The organism is Paraburkholderia sp. CNPSo 3076 (assembly GCF_026343935.1).
In the GTDB taxonomy this organism is placed as follows: Bacteria; Pseudomonadota; Gammaproteobacteria; order Burkholderiales; family Burkholderiaceae; genus Paraburkholderia; species Paraburkholderia nodosa.
Window position 1 is genome coordinate 1 of the sequence record NZ_JAPMAL010000029.1, and the last position, 25,760, is coordinate 25,760.

The 25,760-nt window shown below is 65.6% G+C and carries 26 protein-coding genes; 12 read left to right on the forward strand and 14 right to left on the reverse strand.

All coding sequences use genetic code 11. The features are described 5' to 3' along the window. Positions 1-625: electron transfer flavoprotein subunit alpha/FixB family protein (locus M3A49_RS29790; RefSeq protein ID WP_266232206.1), on the forward strand; the 625-nt coding region annotated here is incomplete at its 5' end. A gap of 132 nt (positions 626-757) precedes the next feature. Then, complete coding sequence (locus M3A49_RS29795; protein ID WP_266232207.1) at positions 758-2,545, forward strand: acyl-CoA dehydrogenase; 1,788 nt, start codon at positions 758-760, stop codon at positions 2,543-2,545. Between the two features lie 81 nt (positions 2,546-2,626). On the opposite strand, the gene M3A49_RS29800 is transcribed toward M3A49_RS29795, so the two are convergent. Further along, positions 2,627-3,913, reverse strand: coding sequence for a D-amino acid dehydrogenase (locus tag M3A49_RS29800; protein ID WP_266232208.1), 1,287 nt, complete (start codon positions 3,911-3,913; stop codon positions 2,627-2,629). 177 nt (positions 3,914-4,090) lie between these two features. On the opposite strand from M3A49_RS29800, the gene M3A49_RS29805 reads away from it, so the two are divergent. After that, positions 4,091-4,579, forward strand: a complete 489-nt coding sequence (locus tag M3A49_RS29805; protein WP_042261052.1) for an Lrp/AsnC ligand binding domain-containing protein — start codon at positions 4,091-4,093, stop codon at positions 4,577-4,579. A 129-nt stretch (positions 4,580-4,708) separates the two neighbouring features. Then, a complete protein-coding gene (locus M3A49_RS29810) occupies positions 4,709-5,857 on the forward strand; it encodes a PA0069 family radical SAM protein (protein ID WP_266232209.1) in 1,149 nt (382 codons plus the stop codon). 15 nt (positions 5,858-5,872) lie between these two features. Here the strand turns inward: M3A49_RS29810 and M3A49_RS29815 are convergent, their stop codons facing one another. After that, on the reverse strand, positions 5,873-6,346 hold the full coding sequence (locus M3A49_RS29815) for an NINE protein (protein WP_266232210.1): 474 nt from the start codon (positions 6,344-6,346) through the stop codon (positions 5,873-5,875). Positions 6,347-6,499: 153 nt separating this feature from the next. Further along, positions 6,500-7,579 (reverse strand): PQQ-dependent sugar dehydrogenase, encoded by a 1,080-nt coding sequence (locus M3A49_RS29820; RefSeq protein WP_266232273.1) that lies wholly within the window; start codon positions 7,577-7,579, stop codon positions 6,500-6,502. Between the two features lie 309 nt (positions 7,580-7,888). Here M3A49_RS29820 and rpsP point away from each other — a divergent pair, with 309 nt between their 5' ends. The 6 genes from rpsP to M3A49_RS29850 all read left to right on the forward strand — a co-directional run bounded on the left by rpsP (position 7,889) and on the right by M3A49_RS29850 (position 12,271). Next, positions 7,889-8,152, forward strand: a complete 264-nt coding sequence (gene rpsP / locus M3A49_RS29825) for a 30S ribosomal protein S16 (protein WP_266232211.1) — start codon at positions 7,889-7,891, stop codon at positions 8,150-8,152. Positions 8,153-8,249: 97 nt separating this feature from the next. Next, complete coding sequence (gene rimM / locus M3A49_RS29830) at positions 8,250-8,993, forward strand: ribosome maturation factor RimM (protein WP_266232212.1); 744 nt, start codon at positions 8,250-8,252, stop codon at positions 8,991-8,993. 67 nt (positions 8,994-9,060) lie between these two features. Then, positions 9,061-9,828, forward strand: coding sequence for a tRNA (guanosine(37)-N1)-methyltransferase TrmD (gene trmD / locus M3A49_RS29835; RefSeq protein ID WP_266232213.1), 768 nt, complete (start codon positions 9,061-9,063; stop codon positions 9,826-9,828). A 149-nt stretch (positions 9,829-9,977) separates the two neighbouring features. Continuing rightward, complete coding sequence (gene rplS / locus M3A49_RS29840) at positions 9,978-10,373, forward strand: 50S ribosomal protein L19 (protein ID WP_028206741.1); 396 nt, start codon at positions 9,978-9,980, stop codon at positions 10,371-10,373. An 86-nt stretch (positions 10,374-10,459) separates the two neighbouring features. Continuing rightward, a complete protein-coding gene (locus M3A49_RS29845) occupies positions 10,460-11,182 on the forward strand; it encodes a CoA pyrophosphatase (protein WP_266232214.1) in 723 nt (240 codons plus the stop codon). 150 nt (positions 11,183-11,332) lie between these two features. Then, on the forward strand, positions 11,333-12,271 hold the full coding sequence (locus M3A49_RS29850; protein WP_266232215.1) for a CobD/CbiB family protein: 939 nt from the start codon (positions 11,333-11,335) through the stop codon (positions 12,269-12,271). A 76-nt stretch (positions 12,272-12,347) separates the two neighbouring features. Here M3A49_RS29850 and M3A49_RS29855 read toward each other — a convergent pair whose 3' ends face one another. The 3 genes from M3A49_RS29855 to M3A49_RS29865 are packed head-to-tail and all read right to left on the reverse strand — an operon-like array spanning position 12,348 to position 14,911. Beyond that, positions 12,348-12,671: a DUF2007 domain-containing protein gene (locus tag M3A49_RS29855; protein WP_028206738.1), complete on the reverse strand. Its 324-nt coding sequence runs from the start codon at positions 12,669-12,671 to the stop codon at positions 12,348-12,350. Positions 12,672-12,695: 24 nt separating this feature from the next. Then, entirely contained in the window at positions 12,696-13,637 is a 942-nt protein-coding gene (gene rsgA, locus M3A49_RS29860) for a ribosome small subunit-dependent GTPase A (protein WP_266232216.1), read from the reverse strand. Then, on the reverse strand, positions 13,634-14,911 hold the full coding sequence (locus M3A49_RS29865; RefSeq protein ID WP_266232217.1) for a M48 family metallopeptidase: 1,278 nt from the start codon (positions 14,909-14,911) through the stop codon (positions 13,634-13,636). The genes rsgA and M3A49_RS29865 overlap by 4 nt, the downstream gene beginning before the upstream one ends. 112 nt (positions 14,912-15,023) lie before the next feature. Here M3A49_RS29865 and orn point away from each other — a divergent pair, with 112 nt between their 5' ends. Continuing rightward, entirely contained in the window at positions 15,024-15,653 is a 630-nt protein-coding gene (gene orn, locus M3A49_RS29870) for an oligoribonuclease (protein WP_254358025.1), read from the forward strand. 65 nt (positions 15,654-15,718) lie between these two features. Here the strand turns inward: orn and mog are convergent, their stop codons facing one another. Beyond that, on the reverse strand, positions 15,719-16,342 hold the full coding sequence (gene mog / locus M3A49_RS29875; RefSeq protein ID WP_266232218.1) for a molybdopterin adenylyltransferase: 624 nt from the start codon (positions 16,340-16,342) through the stop codon (positions 15,719-15,721). Further along, entirely contained in the window at positions 16,329-16,943 is a 615-nt protein-coding gene (gene yjgA, locus M3A49_RS29880; RefSeq protein WP_302057141.1) for a ribosome biogenesis factor YjgA, read from the reverse strand. The genes mog and yjgA overlap by 14 nt, the downstream gene beginning before the upstream one ends. Before the next feature lie 254 nt (positions 16,944-17,197). On the opposite strand from yjgA, the gene pmbA reads away from it, so the two are divergent. Further along, positions 17,198-18,568, forward strand: coding sequence for a metalloprotease PmbA (pmbA, locus tag M3A49_RS29885; protein WP_266232219.1), 1,371 nt, complete (start codon positions 17,198-17,200; stop codon positions 18,566-18,568). A gap of 121 nt (positions 18,569-18,689) precedes the next feature. Here pmbA and M3A49_RS29890 read toward each other — a convergent pair whose 3' ends face one another. From M3A49_RS29890 to M3A49_RS29915, 6 genes are all read right to left on the reverse strand, one after another. After that, positions 18,690-19,187: a dihydrofolate reductase gene (locus tag M3A49_RS29890; protein WP_028206731.1), complete on the reverse strand. Its 498-nt coding sequence runs from the start codon at positions 19,185-19,187 to the stop codon at positions 18,690-18,692. Positions 19,188-19,283: 96 nt separating this feature from the next. Then, on the reverse strand, positions 19,284-20,810 hold the full coding sequence (locus M3A49_RS29895) for a sigma-54-dependent transcriptional regulator (protein WP_266232220.1): 1,527 nt from the start codon (positions 20,808-20,810) through the stop codon (positions 19,284-19,286). A 16-nt stretch (positions 20,811-20,826) separates the two neighbouring features. Beyond that, the gene (locus tag M3A49_RS29900; RefSeq protein ID WP_416339041.1) at positions 20,827-22,305 is read right to left on the reverse strand and encodes a hypothetical protein; all 1,479 of its coding nucleotides are present in this window, start codon (positions 22,303-22,305) and stop codon (positions 20,827-20,829) included. A 165-nt stretch (positions 22,306-22,470) separates the two neighbouring features. After that, positions 22,471-23,316, reverse strand: a complete 846-nt coding sequence (locus M3A49_RS29905; RefSeq protein ID WP_266232222.1) for a peptidase C39 — start codon at positions 23,314-23,316, stop codon at positions 22,471-22,473. Positions 23,317-23,329: 13 nt separating this feature from the next. After that, the gene (locus M3A49_RS29910; RefSeq protein ID WP_416339035.1) at positions 23,330-24,052 is read right to left on the reverse strand and encodes a C39 family peptidase; all 723 of its coding nucleotides are present in this window, start codon (positions 24,050-24,052) and stop codon (positions 23,330-23,332) included. A gap of 115 nt (positions 24,053-24,167) precedes the next feature. Continuing rightward, positions 24,168-25,745: a cell wall anchor protein gene (locus M3A49_RS29915; RefSeq protein ID WP_266232223.1), complete on the reverse strand. Its 1,578-nt coding sequence runs from the start codon at positions 25,743-25,745 to the stop codon at positions 24,168-24,170. Positions 25,746-25,760 lie beyond the last annotated feature (15 nt).

A 25,760-nucleotide genomic window follows, 5' to 3' on the forward strand; every position in this document is an offset into this window, starting at 1 on the left:
GAAGCTCGACGTTGCGCAGATCAGCGATATCACGGCAGTCGACAGCGCCGACACGTTCGAGCGTCCGATCTACGCAGGCAACGCGATCGCAATCGTCCAGTCGAGCGACCCGATCAAGGTGATCACGGTCCGCACGACCGGTTTCGATCCCGTCGCAACCGAAGGCGGCAGCGCAGCCATCGAGAAGATCGAAGCGGCGGCAGACAGCGGCCTCTCGAAGTTCGTGAGCCGTGAAGTGACGAAGCTCGACCGTCCGGAACTCACGAGCGCGAAGGTCATCGTCTCGGGTGGCCGGGGTCTGGGCAGCGGCGAGAATTTCGCGTTGGTTCTGGAACCGCTCGCGGACAAGCTCAACGCCGCACTCGGCGCCTCGCGCGCAGCCGTCGACGCTGGCTACGTGCCGAACGACTATCAGGTCGGTCAAACCGGCAAGATCGTCGCGCCGCAACTGTACGTGGCGGTCGGCATCTCGGGCGCGATCCAGCACCTGGCTGGCATGAAGGACTCGAAGGTCATCGTCGCGATCAACAAGGACGAAGAAGCACCGATCTTCAGCGTGGCCGACTACGGTCTGGTGGGCGACCTGTTCACGGTCGTGCCGGAACTCGTGAAGGAACTCGGCTGAATCCGGCCGGTGTATCCAGCGACGAGCGCCGCGAATCATGATTGAGCGCGCGGCGTGAGACGAAGCAACAAAGGGGCGCCGCGGCGCCCCTTTGTCATTTGAGGAACCGCATACCGACAGGAGGAGACTGAAATGTACCAGGCACCCACGAGCGACATGCTGTTCGTCATGAAGGAACTGGCCGGCCTCGAAGCCATCGCGAAGCTGCCGGGCGGCGAAGACGCCACGCCCGAAACGGTCGAAGCGGTGCTGCACGAAGCCGCGAAGCTATGCGGCGAAGTGCTCGAGCCGCTGAACGCCGAAGGCGACCGCAATCCGAGCCGCTGGGAAAACGGCAACGTGCACGCCACGCCCGGTTTCAAGGCCGCATTCCGGCAATACGTGGAAGGCGGCTGGCAAGGCGTGCAGCATCCTCAGGAATACGAAGGACAGGGCTTGCCGAAGCTCGTCGGCACGCCGTGCGTGGAAATGCTCAACGCGGCAAATCTCTCGTTCGCGCTGTGTCCGCTGCTCACCGACGGCGCCATCGAAGCGCTCCTCACCGCTGGCAGCGAAGCGCAAAAGCAGCGCTTCGTGCCGAAGCTCATTACCGGCGACTGGACCGGCACGATGAACCTCACCGAGCCGCAGGCGGGCTCCGATCTCGCCGCCGTGCGCACGCGCGCCGAGCCGCAAGGCGACGGCACGTACAGGGTGTTCGGCACGAAGATCTTCATCACGTGGGGCGAGCACGACATGGCGGAGAACATCGTCCATCTCGTGCTCGCGCGCACGCCCACGGCGCCCGAAGGCGTGAAGGGCATCTCGCTCTTCATCGTGCCGAAGTTCCTCGTGAACGACGATGGAACGCTGGGCGCGCGCAACGATGTGCACTGCGTGTCAATCGAACACAAGCTCGGCATCAAGGCGAGTCCGACCGCCGTGCTGCAGTTCGGCGACCATGGCGGCGCGATTGGCCAGTTGATCGGCGACGAGAATCGCGGCCTCGAATACATGTTCATCATGATGAACGCGGCGCGTTTCGCGGTGGGCATGCAGGGCGTGGCCATCTCCGATCGCGCGTACCAGAAGGCGCTCGCCTATGCGAAGGAGCGCGTGCAGAGCCGCCCGGTGGACGGTTCCGCGAAAGCGGCGGTGAGCATCATCCATCACCCCGACGTGCGCCGCATGCTCGCCACGATGCGTGCGCTCACCGAAGCCGCGCGTGCGCTCGCTTACGTGGCGGCGGGCGAGAGCGACCGCGCGCATGGCGACCCCGACGAGGCGGCCCGTGCGCGGCATCAGGCGCGCTACGAGTATCTCGTGCCGATCGTGAAGGGCTGGAGCACCGAACTGGCGCTCGAAGTGACGAGCCTCGGCGTGCAGGTGCATGGCGGCATGGGCTTCATCGAGGAAACGGGCGCGGCGCAGTTCTATCGCGACGCGCGCATTCTGCCGATCTACGAGGGCACCACGGCGATCCAGGCGAACGACCTCATCGGGCGCAAGACGTTGCGCGACGGCGGCGCGGCGGCAAAGGCGCTGCTTGCCGATATCGCGCAGACCGTCGACGCGCTAGCCGGACAACAAGGCGCGGCGTTCGAATCGATGCACAAGCATCTCGCGGCAGGCAAGGAGGCGCTGGCGTCGGCCGTGGACTTCGTGCTCGCGAAGGCGAAAAGCGATCCGAACGCGGTGTTCGCGGGCAGCGTGCCGTATCTGAAGCTGGCGGGCATCGTGCTGGGCGGCTGGCAGATGGCGCGCGCCATGCTCGCCTCGCAGCGCCTCATGCAGGCGGACCCGAAGTTTCATGGCGCGAAGATCGCCACGGCGCAGTTCTTCGCGCAACACGTCTTGCCGCAGGCGGTGGCGCTCGAAGCGGCGATCGTCAGCGCAAACGGCAGCGAGGGCGTGCTGGCGCTGGCGGAGGATCAGTTCTGACGCCGCCGCGCGCCAACCTGAGCGAGAAATGAAACACGGCGCCCTGGAGGCGCCGTGTTCGTTCACGCAGCGTGACTGGCTTCAGGCATAAGCCGGGCGATGCGAGCCCTGCGTGTCGCCGAGATAGCGGTGCACCGAAAGATCGTCGGCGCGGATGGCAGGTTGCTTGCCCGAGATCAGGTCGGCGAGCAACTGGCCCGAGCCGCACGACATCGTCCAGCCGAGCGTGCCGTGACCCGTGTTCAGGAACAGGTTCGAGATCGGCGAGCGGCCGACGACCGGCGTGCCGTCCGGCGTCATCGGGCGCAGGCCGGTCCAGAAGGTGGCCTTCGTCGTATCGCCGCCGCCCGGGAACAGGTCGTTGACGCACATTTCGAGCGTTTCGCGGCGCGCTTGCTTGAGCGTCTTGTCGAAGCCGACGATCTCGGCCATGCCGCCCACGCGGATGCGGTCGTCAAAACGCGTGATCGCGATCTTGTAGGTTTCGTCGAGCACGGTCGAAATCGGCGCGGCACTCGCATTCACGATCGGCGCCGTGATCGAATAGCCCTTGAGCGGATAGACCGGAATCTTCATGAGGCCCGCGAGCATCTTCGTCGAGAAGGAGCCGAGTGCGACCACGAACGAATCAGCACGCACCAGCTCGCTGCCGCATTGCACGCCCGCGATACGCTCGCCCTGCATGGCGAGGCCGTCGATCGGCGTGTTGTAGCGGAATTTCACGCCCAGCTGTTCGGCCATCGCGGCAAGACGCGTGGTGAACATCTGGCAATCGCCGGTTTCGTCGCCCGGCAGACGCAGGCCGCCTGTGAGCTTGCCCGACACCGCGGCGAGCGCGGGTTCGGCGCGGCCGAGTTCGGCGGCGGTCAGCAGTTCGTATGGAACGTTCGCGTCTTCGAGCACGGCGATGTCCTTCGCCGCGCCTTCGAACTGCTGCTGCGTGCGGAACACCTGGAGCGTGCCGCCCGTGCGGCCTTCATACTGAATGCCCGTGTCGGCGCGCAGCGCCTGCAGGCAGTCGCGGCTGTATTCCGCGAGGCGCACCATGCGGCCCTTGTTAAGCGCGTAGCGTTCGGGCGTGCAGTTCTGCAGCATCTGCCACATCCACTGCAGCTGGAATTTGGTGCCGTCCAGACGAATGGCGAGCGGCGCGTGCTTCTCGAACATCCACTTGATCGCCTTGAGCGGGACGCCAGGCGCTGCCCACGGCGCGGCGTAGCCCGGCGAAATCTGGCCGGCGTTCGCAAAACTGGTTTCGAGTGCGGGACCGGCCTCGCGGTCGATCACCGTGACTTCGTGGCCCGCGCGGGCGAGATACCAGGCGCTGGCCACCCCGACCACACCACTGCCCAACACGACGACTCGCATAGCTGCTCCATATAGATTCGTTGAGCTACGCCGCGTTGCCGGGACCCTCGAAGCGGGTGTTGTGGCACCCATAGGGGAGAAGGCATGAAAATTCGGCTATAGCCAGTATTTGTAGCTATGCTATTGTTGTCCGTCCAGGTTTTGTTATCGTATTTTTCGGATTTTCGGGAAGAAATCATGAGAACGCAGCGCCAACCGGTCCGCGCGCTCGACCGGCTCGATCACCGCATCCTGAAACTGCTCCAGGAAGACGGCCGCATGGCCATGAAGGACCTCGCGGAGCAGGTCGGGCTCTCGGTCACGCCGTGCATCGAGCGGGTGAAGCGCATGGAGCGCGACGGCGTGATCACGGGCTACTTCGCACGCGTGAATCCCTCGGTGCTGGGCGCGGCGCTGCTCGTGTTCGTGGAGATCACGCTCGACCACAAGAGCGGCAACATGTTCGACCAGTTCCGCCGCGAGGTGCAGAAGATTCCCGAAGTGCTCGAATGCCATCTCGTCTCGGGCGACTTCGACTATCTCATCAAGGCGCGCATTGGCGAGATGGCCGACTACCGCAAGCTGCTCGGCGACATCCTGCTGCAACTGCCAGGCGCTGTGCAGTCGAAGAGCTACGTGGTGATGGAAGAGATCAAGGAGACGCTGACCATCGCCGTGGGTGAATGACCAGGGTCACTGTGGCGGCTGAAAGCGCCCCGTTTTTAGGACTCGACAACGCGGGTCGATACTGTATATTTATACAGTATCGACCCGCGTTTTTCCTGTCCGCGTTTACAAGCCCATTTCGCTCCAGCCGTGACCGACTCCCATCACCCCGATCCCGACGCCTGGTATCCCGTTGCGCCGCCCACGGCGCGCAAGGGGCGCGGTGCGGTCACGAACCTGCAGGGGCGCTACGAAGTCGACCAGCGCGAAGCGTTCGACGACGGCTGGCAACACGTGGACGGCGGCGGGGAAGACCATGGCGATGAACCCGGCGAGCCCAGGCTGCGCACCGAAGTCTTCGAAGAGCGCGCGAAAAGCATCCTCACGCGCAACCAGTCGCCGGACATTCCGTTCAACGTCTCGCTCAATCCTTACCGCGGCTGCGAGCACGGCTGCATCTATTGCTTCGCGCGGCCCACGCACAGCTATCTCGGCCTCTCGCCGGGGCTCGATTTCGAGAGCCGTATCTACGCCAAGGTCAATGCGGCGGAGTTGCTCGCGCGGGAAATCGCCAAGCCGTCGTACGAGCCCGAGCCGATCGCGCTGGGCGTGAACACCGACGCCTGGCAACCGGTGGAGCGCGACCTGCGCATCACGCGCCGCGTGGTCGAAGTGCTGGCCGAGCGGCAGCATCCGTTCGCGGCCATCACGAAATCCTCGCTGATCGAGCGCGATCTCGACTTGCTCGCGCCGATGGCCGCGCGCCAGCAATTCATGGCGGCGATCACGATCACCACACTCGACGCCGAGATCGCCCGCTCGCTCGAACCGCGTGCGGCGACACCCGCGCGGCGGCTGCGCACCATCCGCACGCTGGCCGAAGCCGGCGTGCCAGTGGGCGTGAGCATCGCACCGGTGATTCCGTTCGTGACCGAGCCCGACATGGAGCGCGTGCTCGAAGCCTGCGCCGAGGCCGGTGCGACAAGCGCGAGTTACATCGTGCTGCGCCTGCCATGGGAGGTCGCGCCGCTCTTCCAGGAGTGGCTGGCGGCGCACTTCCCGCAGCGCGCCGAGCGCGTGATGAGCCGCGTGCGCGACATGCGCGGCGGCAAGGACTACGAGTCGACGTTTTCGCAGCGCATGAAGGGCACGGGGCTGTGGGCCGACCTGCTCAAGCAGCGCTTTCACAATGCCGTGCGGCGCCTCGGGCTCAACGAGCGGCGCCACGGCATTCTGGACATGTCGGCGTTCGTGCAGTCGAAGACCGTGCGCGAGAAGCCGCAGCTCGACCTGTTCTGAGCCGTTACGCGCGATTTACTGCGAGAGCGCCTTTGCGGCCTCGACCTGCGACTCGAAGTACGTTTGAAACGAGAGCGCGAGTCCCGTCATCAGCAGGAACGCGCCAATCAGCAGCGAGAAGATCACGACGAAGATCACCGTCCAGCCCGAGCGGCTCGTGCGGCCTTGCTCCACGAACGCGGCGTTGAACTGAGCGTCCCATTTGGCGTCGGGGCGCAGCCCGTAGACGATCGCCGCGAGGAACGCCGAGAAGACCGACACCGCGCCGATCACGGCGAGCACCCAGCCGGGAATCGAGGCGCGTTCGGTTGCGACGAGCAGCATCACGCCAGGAATGCCGATGAGCGTGCCGACCAAATGCGCCCAGCCCCACACATCGCGCGGGCCGTACAGATAGAAGCGGTGCGCGCCGAGGCTGCCAAACAGGAAGGCGAGGGCGGCGGTGAGCGTCTTGGAGCGAAAGCGTGCGAGGTTCTTGTCGTTGGGCATGGGCTCGGGCGGAACGTGGACGTTTGGCCGTCATGGGCGCATCACGTCAAACGCACACGGGCCGCCGGGCATTGTATGCCGCACGCCGGGCTCGCAGCACAAGCGCACGCTTATGCCCGGCACCATGTCTGCAGCTTCAACGTGGCGGTCGCGTCACGGTTTCGTATAAGTCACGCGATAAATCGCGCCCGCATAGTCGTCGCTGACAAGGAGCGATCCGTCGGGCAGCGGCAGCACGTCGGCGGGGCGGCCCCATTGGGTCTCATCGGCGTTGAGCCAGCCCTGCGCGAACACTTCCTGGCGCGCGTTCGTGCCGTCCGGGTTGGCGCTCACGCGCACCACGCGATAGCCGACCTTCTTGCTGCGGTTCCACGAGCCGTGCTCGGCGATGAAAATGCTGTTCCTGTAGTCGGCCGGGAACATCGAACCGGTATAGAAGCGCATGCCGAGCGACGCCACGTGCGCGCCGAGTTTGAGGACCGGCGGCGTGAAGCCGCTGCACGGATGACCTGCGCCGAACTCGGGGTCGGCGACATTGCCGCCGTGACAATAGGGAAAGCCGAAGTCCTCGCCCACATGCGCAAGGCGGTTGAGCTTGTCGTCGGGGATGTCGTCGCCGAGCATGTCGCGGCCGTTGTCGGTGAACCAGAGGTCGTGCGTCTGCGGATGCCACGCGAAGCCGACCGTGTTGCGCACGCCGCGGGCGATGGTCTCGTAGTGCGAACCGTCGGGGTCCATGCGCCCGATCATCGCGAAATGCACGCGCTGCGGGTCGCTGGCCGGCAGGCAGACGTTGCACGGTGCACCTTGCGGCACGTAGAGCTTGCCGTCGGGGCCGAAGGCGATGAACTTCCAGCCGTGGTGGCGCTCAGTGGGCAGCGAATCCGTGACGACGACGGCTTTGGGCGGATCGTCGAGATGACGGTCGATGTCGCCGAGCCGCACGATCGACGACACCGCTGAGATATACAATGCGCCGTTGCGCCAGGCCACGCCCACCGGCATCGTCAGTCCCGAGGCCACGATGTGGCGCTTGATGGCCTTGCCGTCCTTGAGTTCGAGCGCGTAGACGTCACCGCCCATACTCCCTGCATACAGGAGGGTGCCGTTGCCCGACAGCGTCATTTCGCGTGCGCCGGGGACATCGGCGGAGAGCACCTCGATGTGAAAGCCCGGCGGCAGCTTGATGCGGTCGATGGGAAGCGCCGCGTGAGCGAACGGTGCCGCGAGCAGGGCGGCGGCAAAGGCGAGCCACGCCGCTGTGAAGTGTCTGGCCGACTCGCGAGACGCCGGAAAACGGGAGCTGTCACCCACGCCGCCGCTCCCACCGCGACACAGCCATTGCACGAGTCGTCTGAAAGTCGCCACAATTCGCTCCAGGGCCCGCCCACCGTGGGCATGAGCTGCAGTTTGACCGCCGTGTCTTGCCGCTCTTTCTGCGCGCCGGCGCGCAATTTCCCGTTAAGTGTTTGTTATGCCTCCGGTTTCGGGCTATAATCGCACGTTTCAGTAGTCCCGAACCCCGGTTTTCAAGGATTTAGTATGGTCATCATCCGTCTGGCACGCGGCGGCTCGAAGAAGCGCCCGTTCTACAACATCGTCGCAACCGACTCGCGCAACCGTCGCGACGGCCGTTTCATCGAGCGCGTGGGCTTCTACAACCCGGTCGCTTCGAAGGGTGAAACGCTGCGTATCGCTCAAGATCGCGTGACGTACTGGAAGGAAAACGGCGCGCAAATGTCGCCGGCCGTCGAGCGCCTCGTGAAGGAAGCGCAAAAGACCGCCGCCGCTGCGCCGGCTGCTTAAGTCTTTAAGCGTCTTTTCAGTCTGTTGTCTGTGTTTTACCCGCGTACGCGCTGCCTGATCTGCGTGTGCGATATCAAGCTGGTCGCAAGGGGTGCCGATGTCCGCGCATGACGCTAAATCTGCCGTAGAGGCGAACGACGCGTCGGAAAGCGGGGCGCCCGAAGCTGCGACCGGCAAGGCCGCGGCTCGCGGCGCGCCGTCGTTTGGTGCGTTCGTGCGCAAGCCTGCGCGCGAGAGTGCCGCGAAAGCTGCACCCGCAACCGGGAGCCTGCGCGCCGAAACCGAAGCGAGCTGGCCGGCCGACGCCGTTGAAGTCGGCGCCGTGATCGACGCCTATGGCCTCAAGGGCTGGCTGAAGATCGCGCCGCACGCGCAGGGCGGCCGCGCGCTGCTTTCCGCTAAACGCTGGTGGCTCCTCAAGGGCCGCGAGGGTCAGGCGCATCGCGAGCGTCATTCCGCGGTGCGCGTGAGCGCCAAGGTTCATGGTGACAGCGTCGTTGGCGAGCTTTCGGGCCTGGCCGACCGCGATGCCGCGCTGCTATTGCGCGGCGTACGCGTGTACGTGAGCCGGGCCGAATTCCCGGCGCCCGCAGCCGATGAATATTACTGGGTCGACCTGATCGGCCTCGATGTCGCCAGTGAGGCGGGCGTCGAGCTCGGCAAGGTCGCCGACCTGATCGACAATGGCGCGCAATCGGTGTTGCGTGTCACCTATGCGTCCACGGACAAGGATGGCAAGCCGGCCACCGGCGAGCGCCTGATCCCGTTTGTGGGTGTGTTCGTGAAGACGGTGGACCTGGCGGCGAAGCGTATCGTCGTCGACTGGGAAGCCGACTACTAGGCACCGCGGCAACGCTGTGGCAACCCCGCCGCGCGCCTTGATTCAACTTCGCTGAACGGAGAGAGCGATGCAGTTCGATGTCGTCACGCTCTTTCCCGAGATGTTCCGCGCGCTGACCGACTGGGGTATTACCAGCCGGGCGGCGAAGCAGCAGCGTTACACGTTGCGTACGTGGAATCCGCGTGATTTCACGACCGACAACTACCGTACGATCGACGACCGCCCTTACGGCGGCGGCCCCGGCATGGTCATGCTGGCGAGGCCGCTCGAAGCGGCGATCGACGCGGCGAAGGCCGCGCAGGCGCAAGCCGGCGTGAGCACCCCGCGGGTGCTGCTGATGTCGCCGCAAGGCAAGCCGCTCACGCACGAACGCGTCATGCAGTTCGCGCAGGAGCCGGGTCTCGTGATGTTGTGCGGCCGCTACGAAGCGATCGACCAGCGTCTCGTCGACCGCTGCGTGGACGAAGAAGTGAGCCTCGGCGACTTCGTGCTCTCGGGGGGCGAATTGCCCGCGATGGCCTTGATGGACGCCGTGGTGCGCAACCTGCCGGGCGTGCTGGGCGATGCGCTTTCGGCGGTGCAGGACAGCTTCGTCGACGGTTTGCTCGACTGTCCGCATTTCACGCGCCCCGAGGAATACGACGGCGTGCGCGTGCCCGATGTGCTGCTTGGCGGCCATCATGCGGAAATCGAGCAATGGCGTCGCCGCGAGGCGTTGCGCAACACGTGGAACAAGCGGCCCGATCTGATCGCGCGGGCCAGAAAGAACAAGATGTTGAGCCGGGCCGACGAGGCGTGGCTCGCTAGTCTCGCGAAGGGCTCGAACGAAGCGTAAGGCTTCGGGCGTGCGCGACAAGGGGCGCAAAAGGCGGTGCCGCTTCATGCGTGAACGGCGCCAGTTGTGAATCCATCCTCTATCGGGGCCGTAGTGCAGCAACCCTGCACAGGTACGAACGCCGACAAGATGGCATACGGAGTCAATCCATGAATCTGATTGAAAAACTCGAGCAGGAAGAAATCCAGCGCGTGCTGGGCGAGAAGACCATCCCCGAATTCGCTCCCGGCGATACGGTGATCGTCAACGTGAACGTGGTTGAAGGTAACCGCAAGCGCGTTCAGGCATACGAAGGCGTCGTGATCGCGAAGCGTAACCGCGGCCTGAACTCGTCGTTCATCGTGCGCAAGATCTCGTCGGGCGAAGGCGTCGAGCGTACATTCCAGACGTACTCGCCGCTGCTGGCCAGCATCGTGGTGAAGCGCCGCGGCGACGTGCGTCGCGCGAAGCTGTACTACCTGCGCAACCTGTCGGGCAAGAAGGCACGTATCAAGGAAAAGCTGGTGTCGAAAGACCGCGCAGCAGCTCCGGCCGACCAGGCGTAAAAGCTGTAAGAAAGAAGCACCCTCCGGGGTGCTTTTTTCTTTTTGGCCGCAAAATAATCTCGTGTACGTGTAATCCGAGACGCCCGTTGATCCGCCCAGTATTTGAACCCGAAAGCCTGCCCATCGAATCGACGGGCGCAAGCCTTCCGCAGATCGCTGCGGAGCGCCTGACCGCCGCCGGCTTGCGCACGCGCTTCGAGCAGCGCCTGCCGTGGGACCCCGAACCGCAGGAAGCTCGTCTGGCCGAGATGCGCGATCCGCGCGAGGCCGCCGTGCTCATGCCTATCGCCTTGCGCCCGGGCGGTTTGACCGTGCTGCTCACCCAGCGCGCCGACAACCTCAGCAATCACGCGGGCCAGGTGAGCTTTCCCGGCGGCAGCCGCGAACCTTCCGACCCCACGCCCATCGCCGCCGCGCTGCGCGAGGCGCACGAGGAAGTGAACCTCGACCCCGCGCGTGTCGAGGTGCTCGGCGCATTGCCCGAGTACCTCACTGGCACCGGCTTCAGGGTCACGCCCGTGGTCGGTCTCGTGCACGAGCCGTTCAGTCTCGCGGCGGACTCGCTCGAAGTGGCGAGCATCTTCGAGGTGCCGCTCAGCTTTCTCATGAACCCGGTGCATCACCAGGTGCGCGTGCTCCGTTGGGAAGGCGGCGAGCGGCGCTTTTACGCGATGCCGTATCCGGACCGCCATTCACCGGACCTCAACGTGCCCGAGCCCGTCGTCGCTTCCGGCGTCGGGTCCTCGCATTTCATCTGGGGGGCGACGGCGGGGATGCTGCGCAACTTCTACCGTTTCCTGCTCGCGTAACACGTCTGGCGGCGCGTGCAAGCGCCGCCGCGCACTGTTGCGAGTTTGCCGCCCGAATTGCCGGCGATGGTCAGGCACATCTGGCCCTGTGATATCGTTGCAACACTTTCATAAAACCCCTTTCGCAACCCGATCTGCACGGCGCGTCGCATGACCTTCTTTTCCGTATTGCTGGCTCTCGTCATCGAACAGGTGCGGGCGCTGTCGCCCAATAATCCGGTCATGGCGCTCGTGCGCCTCAATGCGGAATGGGCCGCTCACGGCTTCGACGCCGGCAAGCAGAAGCATGGGCTCATCGCCTGGCTCGTGGTCGTGCTGCCGTGGACGCTCGCCACGGCCCTCGTCTACTACGTGCTGTACCACATCAGCTTCGTGCTGGCGTTCCTGTGGAACGTGGTGGTCGTGTACTTCACGCTCGGCTTTCGGCAGTTCAGCCACTATTTCACCGACATCCATCTCGCGCTGAACAACGACGACGTGCCGCGCGCGCGTGAAATCCTCCACGAATGGACCGGCATCGACGCCGTGGACATGCCCGTGAGCGAGATCGTGCGCCACACGCTGATTCACGCGGTGATCGCGTCGCACCGGCACGTGTTCGGCGTGTTCTTCTGGTTTCTCGTGCCGATCGGGCCCGCGGGCGCCGTGCTGTACCGCATCGCCGAATATCTCGCGCGCGAGTGGGCGCGTCCCGACGAGGACCGTACCGAGGCGTTCTCGAACTTCGCACAGCATGTGTTTTTCGTGATTGACTGGGTGCCGGCGCGGCTCACGTCGCTGGGCTTTGCGATCGTCGGCAACTTCGAGGACGCGATCTACTCCTGGCGCAACCATACGAACCAGTGGCCCGACACCAACGAAGGCGTGCTGCTCGCCACCGGCAGCGGCGCGCTGGGCGCGCGGCTTTCGGGCCCGCTCGCCGAGCAGTCCAGCGTCGATGTGCTCGCGCAGCCGGGCGAGGGCGGTCCGTACACGGTTGGCGACGACTGCACGCCGCGCACGCTGCAGTCGGCCGTGGGCCTCGTGTGGCGCGCCGTGATCCTGTGGATGATCCTGCTGCTCATGCTGACGATCGCCGTCTGGCTCTGAGCGCCGCAGCGCTGAGCCGTTTAAATGCAAATGGGCCGATTCTAGCGGCCCATTTACGTTTGGGTCAGCAGCTACGTCACTCGTCGCGCACGTCGCGATCGCGTCCGCAATTCCAGCACACGGTGAACTGCGCTTCGAGCACCTCGCCGCAGCGCGCGCAACGCCACGTGGGCGAGCCCGGCGGCGGGCCGTTCACTGCTTCGTCGATCAAACGCCGGGCGAGCTTCTCGTCGCGCTCGTCCACGAGCCACAGTTCGGGCGCGCACTGCTCGGCCGGAATCTCGCCCATCGCGCCGCTCAGGTAGCGGTTATGCAGCTCGCACGGCACGCCCGCCGTCGCCAGGATGTTCATCCAGTGCTGGGCGATCAGCAGATTCGGCGCGCGCACGAGCTTGAGCATAGGGCGATGGGGGCAGGCGGCGCGTCAGCGCACGATCTGGCTGATCTCGTGCATGAGCTGCGCGTACAGCGCCTGGCGCTCGGGCGCGATGCGGCGGTCGTCGACGGCTTCCAGAATCGCGCAGCCCGGCTCGTGCAGGTGATGGCAGTTGTAGAAGCGGCAGTGCGCGAGCAGCGGACGGAACTCGGGGAACGCGCGCTCGAGCTTGCCTTCGGTGAGGTGATAGAGGCCGAACTCCTGGAAGCCCGGCGAGTCGATCAGCGCGCCGCCCTCGGGGAGCGTGTAGAGCCGCGTGAACGTCGTGGTGTGGCGGCCGCTGTTGAGCGCCGTCGAGATCTCGCGCGTCGCCGCTTCGGCGTCGGGAATCAGCAGGTTCACGAGTGTCGACTTGCCCATGCCCGACTGGCCGAGCAGGATTGTCTGATGGCCATGCAGATGCTCGGCCAGCACCGCGTGTGCCTCCTCGGGGCGGCCCTTCACCGAGACTTCCAGCACCGTATAGCCCAGCGCCCGATAGCGTTCGAGGCGCTGGCGCGCGAGCGGCAGCGCGGCCTCGACGTCGATCTTGTTGAGCACGATGAGCGGCTTGAGGTCGTTGGCCTCGGCGGCCACGAGCGCGCGCCCGAGCAGGTCCTCGCTGAAGTGCGGCTCGGTGGCGAGCACGATCAGCAGCTGGTCGAGGTTTGCCGCGAAGAGCTTCGACTTGAACTGGTCGGAGCGATAGAGCAGGTTGCGCCGCTCACCGATCGCGACGATCACGCCCTGGTCGGCCGAAGTCGACTGATACTCGACGCGGTCGCCCACCGCGACCTCGCTCTTTTTGCCGCGCGGGAAGCATTGCAGGTGCGCGCCGCCGCCGTCGGGCGCGACGAGATAGTGGCGCCCGTGGGCGGCGATCACCACGCCGTGCAGCGTGGCGCCCGCAGCTTTTGCGTTGCCGGCGGCTTTGGTTGCGCGCCGGTTCATGCGTGCGCGAGCAGTCGGTCGATCCGCTGCGAAGCCGGCGGATGCGAGTAGTAGAACGCGGTATAGAGCGGGTCGGGCGTGAGCGTCGACGCGTTGTCCTCGTAGAGCTTCACGAGCGCGTTGACGAGATGCTGCGCGTCGGTTTGCGTGGCGGCGAAGGCGTCCGCCTCGAACTCGTGCTTGCGCGAGGAGAGGCTGCCAAGCGGCGTGACGAAGAACAGGAACACGGGCACGGCGAGGAAGAACAGAACGAGCGCGAGCCCTTCGTTGCCGCCGAGCAGCGATGGCCGCACGCCCAGACCCTCGTAGAACCACACGCGCTGCGAGAGCCAGCCGAGCAGGGCGAGCAGCGCGAGGCTGATCGCGAACGTGACGACCATGCGCTTGATCACGTGACGGCGCTTGAAGTGGCCCAGCTCGTGCGCGAGCACGGCCTCGATCTCGCTGCCGGAGAGGCGCGCGAGCAGCGTATCGAAGAACACGATGCGCTTGGCGGCGCCAAAGCCCGTGAAATAGGCGTTGCCGTGCGCGGAGCGGCGGCTGCCGTCCATCACGAACAGGCCCTTGGCCGCGAAGCCGCAGCGCTGCATGAGCGCCTCGATGCGCGAGCGCAGCGCATCATCGTGCAGCGGTTCGAACTTGTTGAAGAGCGGCGCGATGAAGGTGGGGTAGAGCACCAGCACGAGCATCTGGAAGGCGACCCATACGACCCACGTCCAGAGCCACCAGAGGCTGCCCGCCTGCTTCATGAGCCAGAGCACGACGAAGAGCAGCGGAACGCCGAACGCGGCGCCGATCAGGAGCCCCTTGATGCGGTCCATGATGAAGATGCGCTTCGTCATGCGATTGAAGCCGAAGCGCTCCTCGACCACGAACTGGCGGTAGTAGTCGAGCGGGAGCTCGACCACGCCGGAAATGGCGAGCACGGCCCCGATCAGCGCGATCTGGCCCACATAATCGCGCCCGATCGCATCCGAGATGCCGAGATCGAGCGCCTGCACGCCGCCGAGCAGCGTGAGCGCGATCAGCACCACGGCGCCGAGCACGATCTCGATCATGCCGAGGCGCGTGCGCGCGACCGTATAGTCGGCGGCGCGCTGGTGCGCGGCAAGCGGGATGGTGGCGGTGAACTGCGCGGGCACCGCGCCGCGGTGGGCGGCCACGAAGCGGATCTGGCGCGACGCGAGCCAGAGCTTGGTCGCGACCATGGCGAGCACGCCGACGACGAACAGCACGCTGAAGTACAGCGCAGGGGAGGGGGACAGATTAGGCATCCAGGAAGTCCGTGGTATCTATGCGACAATTATATGTTCTCGCCGGCCGGGCATCGCATCCTGTCGATGCCGCGCACGCGCCGCGCCTCCAACGCTCTCCGGGTTGCCTTTCATGACTGACATTGCCGCTGCCGGCGCGCCGACCATCGAGCGCACCGACATGAACCTGATCTGGCTCGATATGGAAATGACGGGCCTCGATCCCGACAACGACCGCATCATCGAGATCGCCGTGGTGGTGACGAACTCGACGCTCGACAAGCTCGTGGAAGGCCCCGTGCTGGCCATCCATCAGCCGGAGACGGTGCTCGACCGCATGGACGAGTGGAACCGCAACACGCACGGCCGCTCGGGCCTCACCGAGCGCGTGCGGGCTTCGACCGTCACGGAAGAAAGCGCGACCGAGCAGATCATGGCGTTCCTTTCGCAATACGTGCCGCCGGGCAAGTCGCCGATGTGCGGCAACTCGATCTGCCAGGACCGCCGCTTCATGGCGCGCTGGATGCCCACGCTTGAGCGCTTCTTCCACTACCGCAACCTCGACGTGAGCACGCTCAAGGAGCTGTGCCGCCGCTGGCAGCCGACCATCTATAAGGGCTTCCAGAAGCGCGCGATGCACACGGCGCTTGCCGACATCCACGAGTCAATCGACGAGCTCAAGTATTACCGCGAGCACTTCCTCGTTCCGGCGCCGGGCATCGTGCCCGACATGGCGGCGGGCGAGGCTGGTCCGGCGCTCTGAGCGATCGTTGAGACGCGCAGCAGCAGCGGCGCTGCCGCTGCTACGCGATCGTTGAAGTTCGAGTGTTAAGCGCGCGGCGCCCGCTGCGCGCTTTTGGGCCGGAACGCCGCCACGATGTTCGGATCGGTTTCGATATATGGGCCGCCGATCAGGTCGATGCAATACGGCACCGCAGCAAAAATACCGGGCACCTTTACGGCACCCTGATCGTCGCGCAAGCCTTCCAGCGTTTCCTTGATCGACTTCGGCTGCCCCGGCAAGTTGATGATGAGCGCCGCGTGGTCGTCGTTTTCGCGGATCACGGCGACCTGGCGCGACAGAATGGCCGTCGGCACAAAATTCAGGCTGATCTGGCGCATCTGCTCGCCAAAGCCCGGCATTTCCTTCGTCGCCACCGCGAGCGTCGCCTCGGGCGTCACGTCGCGGCGCGCGGGGCCGGTTCCGCCCGTCGTCAACACGAGGTCGCAGCCGAGGCCGTCCACGAGCGCCGTGAGCGTGGCGGAGATCGTCGCCGCGTCGTCGTGGATCAGGCGCGTTTCGGCGCGCCACGGCGTTTTCAGCGCGTTGCCGAGCCACTCCATCAGCGACGGAATGCCCTTGTCCTCGTAGACGCCGCTCGTCGCGCGGTCGCTGACCGACACTAGGCCGATCACGAGTTCGTCAGGATGGCTGCGCTCAGGCTTCGTCATCTTCGCGGTCCTCGTCGGCGCGCTCGTCGTCGTGGTCGTCAGCCTCGTCCGCGCCTTGCGTGCTCGCGTCCTTGATCCACTGGAACAGCTCGCGGAAGGACTTGGGCGGGCGGCTTTGCTCCTGCTCGCGGCGCGCGTTGCGGATCAGCGTGCGGGCTGCCTGCGGGTCGGCGGCGGGGTGCTGGCGGATGAATTCGGTGAGCGCGGCGTCGTCCGCCAGCAGCTTGTCGCGCGTGCGCTCGATCCAGTGCAGGCGCGCCGTGGCAGCCCTGTTCACGCCGCGGTGCTCGTCGAGCTTCGTGCGCAGCGCGGCGACTTCGGCTTCGGTCAGCCCGCGCATCATGCGGCCCACGTACTGGAGCTGGCGGCGACGGCCTTCGTGGTCGGTGATGCGGCGGCACTCGTGGACGGCGTCCGCGAGGTCTTCGGTCATCGGCATGCGCTTGAGCGCGTCCTTGGGCAGTTCCACGAGGGCCTGGCCAAGCTCCTGGAGCGCTTCCATGTCGCGCTTGAGCTGCGATTTGCTCGGGCGATCGTAGCCGTTGTCGTCCTGCTCGGCGACAGCGTCGTTCATCGGTTGAATGCGGGTTTTGCGTTTCATGGGGCGTATTGTAGCGTGCGCGCGCGTGCGGCTCGGGCTGGAAGGCGGCGGACGGCGGCGCCCGCGGCCCGATACTGGTGCGGCAGTTGGTGCGGGCGACAGGCGACGAAAGCGCCTGTGATGCGTGTTCACATACCTTGCTATGATCGCGGGATGCGCTTTGCGAACGCCGCGCGTTCCGAAGCACTCGAATCGACACGAGCGAAACACGACACCAGCGGGCCGCACCGGCCCAGAACCGGACCGTAACGACAATGGCAGCAGACATCGAAGCCCGGCAACGCTTTTTCCCGCACACCCAGGACGAGCTGAAGGAGATCGCCTCAGACATCCTGCGGCACGCCAACGCGCTCGGCGCGAGCGACGCCGCGACCGAGATCTCCGAAGGCGACGGCTTATCTGTCTCGGTGCGGCGCGGCGAGGTCGAGACGATCGAGCACAACCGCGACAAGATGGTCGGCGTGACCGTCTATATCGGCAACAAGCGCGGCAACGCGAGCACCTCTGACTTTTCGCCGCAGGCGCTCAAGGACACGGTGGCGGCCGCGTACAACATCGCGCGCTTCACCGCCGACGACGACTGCGCGGGCCTCGCCGAGCGCGATCTGCTCGAAACCGCACCGCGCGACCTCGACCTCTACCACCCTTGGAATCTCTCCGCCGACGAGGCCGTGGAAATCGCGCGCCGCGCCGAAGACGCCGCGTTCGCCGTCGATCCGCGCGTGAAGAACTCCGAAGGCGCGAGCGTGTCGGCACAGCATTCGCAGTTCGTGCTCGCCACCTCGGGCGGCTTCATGCACGGCTATCCGTACTCGCGCCACTACGTTTCGTGTGCGCCCATCGCGGGCGTCGGCCGCAACATGCAGCGCGACGACTGGTACACATCGCGGCGCAGCGCGGCCGAGCTGGCCTCCCCCGAAGCCGTCGGGCGCTATGCGGCCGAGCGTGCGCTCTCGCGCCTGAACGCGCGCAGCCTCGACACGCGCAAGGTGCCGGTGCTGTTCGAGGCGCCGCTCGCCGCGGGCCTGCTCGGCGCGTTCGTGCAGGCCGTGAGCGGTGGCGCGCTGTATCGCAAGACGTCGTTCCTCGTCGACAGCCTCGGCAAGCCGGTGTTCGCGCCGCACATCCAGATCGTCGAGGACCCGCATGTACCGCGCGCGGCCGGCAGCGCGCCGTTCGACGAAGAGGGCGTGCGCACGCAGCGCCGCGAGGTCGTGAAGGACGGCATCGTGCAGGGCTATTTCCTGTCGTCGTATTCGGCGCGAAAGCTCGGCATGCAGACCACGGGCAATGCCGGCGGCTCGCACAACCTGCAGTTCCGGAGCTCGCTTACGAAGCCTGAGGACGACTTCGAGGAGATGCTGAAAAAGCTCGGCACGGGCCTCTTGCTGACCGAGCTGATGGGGCAGGGCGTGAATTTCGTGACGGGCGACTATTCGCGCGGCGCGTCGGGCTTCTGGGTGGAGAACGGCAAGATCCAGTACCCGGTGGAGGAAATCACGGTGGCGTCCACGCTGCAGGAGATGTTCCACCACATCGTCGCCGTGGGCGCGGATACGCTCGCGCGTGGCACGCGTCAGACCGGCTCGGTGCTGATCGAGCGGATGACGGTGGCGGGGCAGTAAGCGCCTTTTAGCGCCTTCTGCGCTGACTCGATGAAAAACGGCACGCGAGGGCGTGCCGTTTTGCTTTGGTGTGCCGCGCCGCGTGCCGCCTGGGGCACCGGGTTGGGCAGCGCCCGGTCGGTCAATCCCGCCGCACGTACCGCACGAAGGCGAAATCAAAGTCGTTCGGCGCATTCGCATGCAGTGTCTCGCGCGACGTTTCTTGCCACACGTCGGGGTCGGGCGCGGGGAAGGTGGCGTCGCCCTCGAAGTCCGCGGAGATTTCCGTCACCACGAGTTCATGCGCAAGCCCGAGCCCTTCGCCGTAGAGCTGCGCGCCGCCGATCAGGAACGCCGTGGGCGCCTGGTCCTGCGCCGCGAGCGCGAGCGCCTCGTCGAGGCTCGTGGCGGTGTCGCAGCCGGGAAAGCGCTTGCCCGCGTCGCGCGTCACGACAATGTTGCGGCGGCCCGGCAAGGCGCGACCGATCGATTCGTGCGTTTTGCGGCCCATGATGATGGGCGCGCCCATGGTGGTGCGCTTGAAGAACGCGAGGTCTTCGGGGAGCCGCCAGGGCAGCGCGTTGTCGCGGCCGATCACGCCGTTGCGGGCGCGGGCGACGATGAGGGTGAGCGTCGTCATCGAAAGGGTAGAGGTGCGAGGTTGTAAGCTGTTCGCAGCGATTCTACCTGAGCGCGCCGGGCGCCCCGGCGCGCTTCCTCTGCGGCATCGGGTGTTTCAGTCCTGCCCGTCGGGCGGCAATTCCGCCTGGTTCTCCGCTTCGCCGCCGAAAAACGTTTTTTCGTCGCGCAGGCCGTGCGCGCCCATCAGCCGGTAGAGCGTCACGCGCGAGATGCCGAGATCGGCAGCGGCTTCCGTGAGCCGGTGCCGGTGCCGCAGCAACGCCGCCTCGATCGCGCGCCGCTCCGCGGCCTCGCGCGCCTGCGCGAGCGTGACCGTCTGCTGCGCGGTGAAGTGCGCGAGATCGAGATCCTCCGCCGAAATCAGCTTGCTTTCGGCCATGACGATCGCGCGGCGCACGCGGTTGATGAGCTCGCGCACGTTGCCTGGCCAGTTGTAGTTGTACAGGGCCTCAATGGCGTCGGGCGTGAAGCCGCGGATGCGGCGCGCGCTGTCCTGCTTGAACTTGTGCAGCACGTGGTGCGCGAGAATTTCGATGTCCTTGCCGCGCGCGCGCAGCGGCGGCTCGTCCACGCGCAGCACGCACAGGCGGTGAAAGAGGTCGGCGCGAAAGCGTCCCTCGCGCATTGCCGCCTCGAGATCGACGTGCGTGGCCGAGATGATGCGCAAGTCCACGGGAATCTGCTCGCGCCCGCCCAGGCGTTCGATCTTGCCTTCCTGCAAAAAGCGCAGCAGGCTTGCCTGGCTTTCCAGCGGCAGGTCGCCGATTTCGTCGAGAAAGAGCGTCCCGCCGTTGGCCGATTCGACGCGCCCGATCTTGCGCTGGTTCGCGCCCGTGAACGCGCCGCGCTCATAGCCGAACAGTTCGGATTGCAGAAGATGATGCGGGATCGCGCCGCAGTTGATCGGCACGAACGTCGCCTTGCGCCGCGCAGAGCGTTCGTGGATCGCGAGCGCCGTGAGTTCCTTGCCGGTGCCCGATTCGCCCGAGATGAACACGGTGGCGTCGGTGTTGGCCACCTTGCGGATCGTGCGAAAGAGCTGCTGCATCGCTTCGCAGGTGCCGACCATCTCGTCTTCGTCCTGGCTCGCGGCGGCGGCTGGCGTGTCGAGATCGCACAGCGACACCATGCCGAACGCGTGGCCCACGAGGTAGTCGAGCGTCGCATGCGCGACCGGCACATGCACGTAGTCGAAGCAGTAGTGGCGGATCAGGCGCCGCACTTCGGCGTCGGTGAGGCGCGAATCGTCGGTGAGCGCGATCCATCCCACCTGCTGCAGCCGCAGGATCGTCTCGAGGCCCGCGAACTCGCGCGGCGCGAAACCCGTGAGATCGACGATGCCGGCATAGGCCGCCTCCGGTTTCACGAGGCGCGAGGCCTCGTGCACCGTGCGCGCGGTCGCGATTTCCCAGCCGCGGCTCTTGAGGTAGGCGCAGAGCGGCGGGTCGGGCGTGCGCGCGACATACAGCAAGGTGCGCTCGAGCCCCGCCTCGGGCTTCGCATCGCGCGCGCGGCCGGCGTCGGGGACATCGCCGGCAAGCGGTGGCCCGGTCACGGCGAGACGCTGACCGGCTCCGGCGAGCGGTGTCACAGTGGCGCCTAGATGTGAGGATTCGCGCACGATCGGCCTCATGTCATCAGAAGGTATAAGGGAAACGCACGCCGACGACGAAGTTCGGTGCATCGGGCGTGAGCCCGACGGACACCGCGCCGTTGATCGTCAGGTGCTTGTTGACCACGTGATTCAGGCCGAAGTTGAGCACCGAGGCGGTCGTCTCGCTGCCCGGCACGCCGGTCCAGGTGCCGCCCGGCGACTTGGTCTTCGACTGCGGCTCGATGGCCATGGTGTACGAGATGCTCGCCGAGTCCTTGTCCGAGAAGGCGAGCGCGACACCGCCGCCGAACTGGATGATGTCGCCGAGCTTCACTTCGGCAGGCTCGGTTTGCCCGATCACCGAAGAGATGTCGGAGAACGAGCGCGAGATGTTGTACGTGTACGACAAGCTGCCGAACAGCACCACGGGGTCGTAGGTCTTCAGCACTGACAGGCCGGCTGTCACGTTCCAGAAGCCCGTGCCCGTGGGCAGCTTGCTGGGGGCGACGAGATTGGTGTTGTCGGGCGTGATCTGCTGAACCTTGATGCCGAACGGCGAGGTGCCGGTGGCGGTCTTCACGCGCAGGCTGCCGACCACGTCGGGGATGTTGTTGGTTTCCTTCAGGAACTGGTAGTAGATCCCGAAGTTCACGTCACCGATCGCGTTCGAATTGACCGATGCATCCGTGAGCGTGCTGGCCGAGCCGCCCGCGCCACCCACGATGAAGGTGCTGTGCCGGTAGACGTAAGGCACGTCCACATCGATGCTCATGCGGTCGGTGAGGCCGTAGCGCGTGTCCAGGTCGGCGGTGATCGTGTGCGACTTGGTCTGCCCCAGATTGATGTTGCCGAGGAAGATCGCGTCGAGTGCAAGAAAGCCCGAAAGCTGCAGCTGGCGGCGATCGTAGTAACTGTCGCTGATGCCCCAGTCCAACGTCAGCTTGTGGTCGAAGAGCGGCGCGTGCTCGCGCTGCACGACCGCTTCTTCGGCTTGCGTGCGGGACGGCTCAGCGTTCTTCTGCGTCTCGCCAACCGTTGGGCTGCCATTGGGGTTCACGCCGACCGGCGCGCCCTGCTGCGGCCCGCTCGCGGCCGAGGTGCCCGTCGCGCCATTGGTCGTGCCCGCGTCGGGCGAGGGCGGGTTCACCGGCACGCCCGTGGCCGTGCCGGTGAGCGAACCCGGCGCCGTCGCGCCCGGCAGCGCCTGGGCGAGCGGCGGCAGGGGCACAGGCAGACCGTCTGCGCCCGGCTGTTCCGCGACCGTCGCGGCCGACGCGGCGTCGGGCGCACCCGCGCCCGGCATGCCGCGACCGCGTTGCGCCATTTCGAGGTTCGTCACCTGGCGCTCCAGTGACTGGATTTGCCGCTGCTGCTCGTCGACCACGCGCATGAGCGTATTCAGGCGGTCTTCGATCGACTGGCTTTGTAACGCCTGCGCGTGGGCGGACTGCGAGAGCGCGAATAGCAAAACAGCTGCTGGAATGGCGGCCAGCGACATGTGTGGCGCGGCCGCCATGGACATCATCTTCATTGTTCTTCCCCCGGGATCGAATGCGGGCGCCCGGCGGAACCCCCTGGTCCCACGCCCGCGCACGTCGATGCTCCTCATTCAAAGTGCTGCTTCTCGCGCGGGGCCTTGCCCGCGTGGTGGTCTCCTTGGCTGGTACGTCTCGTTATGAGCCCTCGGTTAGTGGAGATTTCGCAGAGCCTGTAATACGCCGGTCTGCCGGATCATTTGCGACGTCATCTGCTGCGTCTGCAGACTCAGTTGCAGCTGGTTGGCGACCTGCTGGTTATTGCCTGCGACCTGGAGCAACTGGGCGATCGCGCCGGCCTGTTGCGCGTTGCCCGGCATGATGTTCTGAGTGGCGATGCCCGCTGGCGTTTGCAGCGTCACGTTGACGCCGTTACTGCCGAACGAGATGCCCGCTTTTATGCTGCCGGCCGCGTTCGATGCCGACGCGCTCGGCTGGTTGGCGGCGCCTGGCAGATTGGCGAGCTGCGGCGCGTTGTTGTCGTAGGAGAGGGTTGCGGCATTGGCGCCCGTATTGCCATTGCCGGCCACCTGGGTGATCTGCGAGACGCCGTTGACCGAAACGTTCTGGCCGCCGGTGGCCGTTGCGTTCGGGTTGGCGCCGCTGTTTGCGCCCGTGGTGCCGCCATGCGTCGGGTCGATCACGGTTGCATACGTCTTCACCTGCGCGCTCACCTGGTTGGCCGCGTTCTGGGCGACCGCGAGCGCGCCTTGCGCGACTGCGGTCGCGCCGTTTGGCAATTGCCATTGAGAAAGCAGGTTCAGAACGAACCCGGAAATCATGTCGCTGCCGGCATATTTGCCGGTCTGATGCGCGAGCACGTCGTCGCCGACGGCTTCGCAGCGGATGCCTTGCGCCTGCGCGTCGGCGTTCGAGAGAAACGCCGGCACCGGCTGCGGCAAGCCGATGCCTTCGGCCGCTAGCGCACCGCTCGAAAAAGCGCAGGCGAGCGCGGAGACGGCTGCCGCGATGCCACACTGTGAGAGGTTGCGTTTCATGATTCTTTGGACTTCAGAACATCACGGCCTTATCGAGGCCGTATTCGAAGAAGGGAGTCGCAGCAGTGCCATTGAGCAAGGCGTTTTCACGCAGCTTGAGCGCGAGCGACTCGTTGTTCTGCAACAGCGGAGAGTCCTCCAGGAACGGCTTGCCGAGCACCGCGAAGACGAGGCCGTTCCATGTCTTCGCGAAGTCGTCTTCGGCGACGATACGGTTGCCGAGCGCGGGGTCCGCAATGAAAATGCGGCCGTTCTCGGCGTGCTTGACGATCACGAAGTGCTCATAGCCATCGATGTTCATGAGCACCAGCACGGGAACCTGCAGGTGGTAGAGCGCGTCGGTGTTGACGCGAAAACCGCGGCCGCGCAAGCCGATCGTCTCGACGAACTTCTTCATGTCGAGCATGGAGAAGCCGTTTTTGACGACCACCTCGGGTGTGGAGAACACCATCATCTGGCGGATCAGCTCAGGTTCAGGGATGTCGATGCCGTAGCCGTACTTGAGCAGTGTGGCGAGTGCGGCGGCGCCGCAGCTGTAGTCATACTGCTGGCTGACGATGCTGCGATAGCGTAGGTCCCGCATCGAGTGGACCGGCAGCTTCACCGGCACGCCGATGAGGTGGGTCGCGTCGAGCGTCGACTGCTGCGCATGCACAGGCACAAGGGCCGCGCTGGCCGAGAGCGTCAGCGCGACGACAAACATCCTTGACGCCGGGGTCGATACGGGCCCGGACATGGTGGTCTCCTACCTTCTGGTTTGCGCGCCGACTGTGGTGGGACAGCCGGCGCGCATTGCTCACTACGTTTTCTGCCTGGGGCGAGCCCAGTTCCTGCAGTGCTGCAGGCCGTGCTTAGTGGCCGTTGTTCATCGCGGCGATTGCCATGCCGTTGTGCTGCAGGTTGCCGATGCCGCCGGCAATGTTCACGCCGATGTTGCCTTGCGCGCCAGTGAGCGTATTGGCGCCGAGGCTGGCCGTACCCTGGAACTGGCCGGTGGCGCCCATCGCTGCGTTCTGCACGTTGTTATCCGTCGCGACCATCGCGACCGTCGAGTAGGCACCCGGCGTTGCCGTCGTCACGGAGCCGGCGAGGCTGTTGTTTTGCGCGTTGCCGATACCCGATGCGACGTTCACGCCGACGTTGCCCGAGACGCCTGCGAGTGAGCCGTCGCCGACCGACGCGTTCAGATTGAAGTTCTTCACCGTGGCGTAGCCGCCGGACGACTGGTTGTTGAAGATCTGCGCGTTGCCGAACACGTTGCCCATGTCGACGGAAGCGAGTGCGACATCGTTGCTTTGCGCGTTGTTGATGCCTTCCGCGATGTTCACGCCGAGGTTGCCCGTCACGTTGGTCGCGGCGCCGTTGCCGGTGTTGGCGTCGAGCGTGCCCGCTGCCTGCGTGTTGTAGTGCTGCGTGATCGAGCCCGTGGTGTGCTCGTCGACCGTGTTGAGCGTGTCGCTGACGTTATAGCCCCAGCCGCTGCTCGAGCTCGAGCTTCTCGACGACGAGTGCTGATGCGAATCCGCGCTCGTGCTCGACGTGCTGTACGTGTGCGCGTACGTGTCCGAAGAATTCTTCGTCTTCGAGCTCGTGCCGTTCACGCTTGCCGAAAGCGCGGCGCTGGCCGTGCCGTCGGCATAAGCCGTATTGGCCGTGGTCGAGCTGTTGCTCGTGTTCTTGTTGTTGTTCACGGCCCACGCTGCGCCGACGTTCGTCGTGTCGCTGTTGTTGTGCGCGTTGGTCTTCGTGTGCGACGTGCTTTCCGAGCCGCTGAGGTTGATGCCGGCCGAGCCGTTATGCGAGTTGCCGCTGTGCGACCATGATGCGTTGGCCTGGAGGCTGCCATTGCCGCTTTGCGACTTCGTGGACGTGTTGTTGCCTACGCTGTTGTAGCTCGTGCCAAGGGCCGCGCTGCCCGTGTCGCTATAGGTGCTCGCGGTCGTGTGGTCGTGCGTGCTGCCGTTGTCGGTCGAGACGTGATAGTCGGCGTTCACGCTGGCGTTGAGCGTCTTGCCGAAGGTCGAACTGCTCGACGAGGCCTTCGTCGTCGACGCATTGACGTCGTGCGTGTGCGACGAACTGCTCGACGAGGACGACATGCTCGAATTGCTCGAGTTCGAATATTTGTAGAACGAGTTCGTGCCGGTGCCCGTCACGCTTGCGTTCGTATTGTTGAACGTCGTCGTGACCTTGCCGCTCACATAGCTCTGTGCTTGCGGAAGAAGCGTGCCGCCGCTCGTGGTTTGCGTGTTGTTGATGACGGCGCCGGCAGTGCTCGAAACCGAGACGCAGCCGAACAGCGTGACAAAGCCTTCGATGCCAACGACGTCATATACGCCCGTGGTGTTGAAAAGTACCGCCGAATTAGCTGCGTGAGCGGAACCTACCGCCGACGCAAGAACTGCCGCTGCTATGAGGGTGCGCTTCATGATTTCGCTCCGATA

What these genes read in the sequence shown, in the direction of transcription:
- M3A49_RS29795 (WP_266232207.1), top strand. Translation starts at nt 758, where the DNA reads ATGTACCAGGCACCCACGAGCGACATGCTGTTCGTCATGAAGGAACTG.
- M3A49_RS29800 (WP_266232208.1), bottom strand. Translation starts at nt 3,913, where the DNA reads ATGCGAGTCGTCGTGTTGGGCAGTGGTGTGGTCGGGGTGGCCAGCGCC.
- M3A49_RS29805 (WP_042261052.1), top strand. Translation starts at nt 4,091, where the DNA reads ATGAGAACGCAGCGCCAACCGGTCCGCGCGCTCGACCGGCTCGATCAC.
- M3A49_RS29815 (WP_266232210.1), bottom strand. Translation starts at nt 6,346, where the DNA reads ATGCCCAACGACAAGAACCTCGCACGCTTTCGCTCCAAGACGCTCACC.
- rpsP (WP_266232211.1), top strand. Translation starts at nt 7,889, where the DNA reads ATGGTCATCATCCGTCTGGCACGCGGCGGCTCGAAGAAGCGCCCGTTC.
- rimM (WP_266232212.1), top strand. Translation starts at nt 8,250, where the DNA reads ATGTCCGCGCATGACGCTAAATCTGCCGTAGAGGCGAACGACGCGTCG.
- trmD (WP_266232213.1), top strand. Translation starts at nt 9,061, where the DNA reads ATGCAGTTCGATGTCGTCACGCTCTTTCCCGAGATGTTCCGCGCGCTG.
- rplS (WP_028206741.1), top strand. Translation starts at nt 9,978, where the DNA reads ATGAATCTGATTGAAAAACTCGAGCAGGAAGAAATCCAGCGCGTGCTG.
- M3A49_RS29850 (WP_266232215.1), top strand. Translation starts at nt 11,333, where the DNA reads ATGACCTTCTTTTCCGTATTGCTGGCTCTCGTCATCGAACAGGTGCGG.
- M3A49_RS29855 (WP_028206738.1), bottom strand. Translation starts at nt 12,671, where the DNA reads ATGCTCAAGCTCGTGCGCGCGCCGAATCTGCTGATCGCCCAGCACTGG.
- rsgA (WP_266232216.1), bottom strand. Translation starts at nt 13,637, where the DNA reads ATGAACCGGCGCGCAACCAAAGCCGCCGGCAACGCAAAAGCTGCGGGC.
- M3A49_RS29865 (WP_266232217.1), bottom strand. Translation starts at nt 14,911, where the DNA reads ATGCCTAATCTGTCCCCCTCCCCTGCGCTGTACTTCAGCGTGCTGTTC.
- orn (WP_254358025.1), top strand. Translation starts at nt 15,024, where the DNA reads ATGACTGACATTGCCGCTGCCGGCGCGCCGACCATCGAGCGCACCGAC.
- mog (WP_266232218.1), bottom strand. Translation starts at nt 16,342, where the DNA reads ATGACGAAGCCTGAGCGCAGCCATCCTGACGAACTCGTGATCGGCCTA.
- yjgA (WP_302057141.1), bottom strand. Translation starts at nt 16,943, where the DNA reads ATGAAACGCAAAACCCGCATTCAACCGATGAACGACGCTGTCGCCGAG.
- pmbA (WP_266232219.1), top strand. Translation starts at nt 17,198, where the DNA reads ATGGCAGCAGACATCGAAGCCCGGCAACGCTTTTTCCCGCACACCCAG.
- M3A49_RS29890 (WP_028206731.1), bottom strand. Translation starts at nt 19,187, where the DNA reads ATGACGACGCTCACCCTCATCGTCGCCCGCGCCCGCAACGGCGTGATC.
- M3A49_RS29900 (WP_416339041.1), bottom strand. Translation starts at nt 22,305, where the DNA reads ATGTCCATGGCGGCCGCGCCACACATGTCGCTGGCCGCCATTCCAGCA.
- M3A49_RS29905 (WP_266232222.1), bottom strand. Translation starts at nt 23,316, where the DNA reads ATGAAACGCAACCTCTCACAGTGTGGCATCGCGGCAGCCGTCTCCGCG.
- M3A49_RS29910 (WP_416339035.1), bottom strand. Translation starts at nt 24,052, where the DNA reads ATGTCCGGGCCCGTATCGACCCCGGCGTCAAGGATGTTTGTCGTCGCG.
- M3A49_RS29915 (WP_266232223.1), bottom strand. Translation starts at nt 25,745, where the DNA reads ATGAAGCGCACCCTCATAGCAGCGGCAGTTCTTGCGTCGGCGGTAGGT.